General features: G+C 66.9%; 2 protein-coding genes. Both read left to right on the top strand.

All coding sequences use genetic code 11. The features are described from left to right. The coding region (locus ACIRVK_RS45605; RefSeq protein ID WP_404258082.1) for a winged helix-turn-helix domain-containing protein at positions 1-447 on the top strand (447 nt) is incomplete at its 5' end. Next, positions 444-989: a transposase gene (locus ACIRVK_RS45600; RefSeq protein WP_404258084.1), complete on the top strand. Its 546-nt coding sequence runs from the start codon at positions 444-446 to the stop codon at positions 987-989. The genes ACIRVK_RS45605 and ACIRVK_RS45600, both read left to right, overlap by 4 nt. The last annotated feature ends 13 nt before the right edge of the window (positions 990-1002 follow it).

The raw sequence follows: 1002 nt of genomic DNA, 5'->3' as shown, positions 1-1002 counted from the left end.
GACAGAACCGCGGACATCGCCAAGGACCTGCGGGTGAGTGAGCGTTCGGTGGAGCAGTGGCGCCGCAACTGGCGTGAGGGCGGCATGGAGGGGCTGAAGTCGAAGGGGCCCGCGAAACTGCCGAAGCTGTCGGACGAACGGTTTGCCGTGCTGGAGAAGGAGCTGGCCAAAGGGCCGGCCGTGCATGGCTGGGAAGATCAGCGGTGGACGCTGGAACGCGTCGCAACGCTGATCGACCGCCAGTTCCAGATCAGTTGCTCGATCGCCGGAGTGTGGCGGCTGCTGCACCGCCACGGCTGGTCCTGGCAGAGCCCTGCCCGTCGCGCACTTGAACGTGACGAGCACGCGGTCGAGCTCTGGAAGAAGGACGTGTGGCCGCAGGTGGAAGCACCGCGGCGGCGCTCGGGGCCTGGATCGTCTTCGAGGACGAGGCCGGGTTCGCGATGACGCCGCCACGAGCCCGCACGTGGGGCCGGCGCGGGCAGACTCCCGTGGTGCGAGTGCGGGGACGGTCCCGGCGGCGGATCTCCATCGCCGCGATGTGCTGCTACCGGCCCGGCGAGAGGTCCCGGCTGATCTACCGGCCCCGCTTCCACCCGCTCCTGAAAGGAGCACGCAAGAGTTTCGCCTGGCAGGACTACCGCGACCTCCTGGTCCGTGCGCACCTGCAGCTCGGCGCTCCGATCGTGGTCGTCTGGGACAATTTGAACACCCATCGTGCCGCCGGGATGAGGAAGTACGCAGCCGGCCACGACTGGCTCACCGTCATCCAACTTCCTTCCTACAGCCCGGACTTGAATCCGGTGGAAGGCGTCTGGTCGCTGTTACGGCGCGGGTGGATGGCCAACACCGCGTTCAGCGACCCCGACCACCTCACCCGCACCCTCCGCCAGGGCCTATCCCACATCCAGCGCCATCCCGAACTCATTGACGGCTGCCTCACCGAGACCGGACTGACCATCACTTCACACCAACCGAACCCAACCTGAAAAGCTCAGTAAC

It is taken from the genome of Streptomyces sp. NPDC101152 (assembly GCF_044768275.1).
GTDB lineage: Bacteria > Actinomycetota > Actinomycetes > Streptomycetales > Streptomycetaceae > Streptomyces.
The sequence above is the reverse complement of the archived record's forward strand: the minus strand, read 5'-3'. Positions and strand labels throughout refer to the sequence as shown.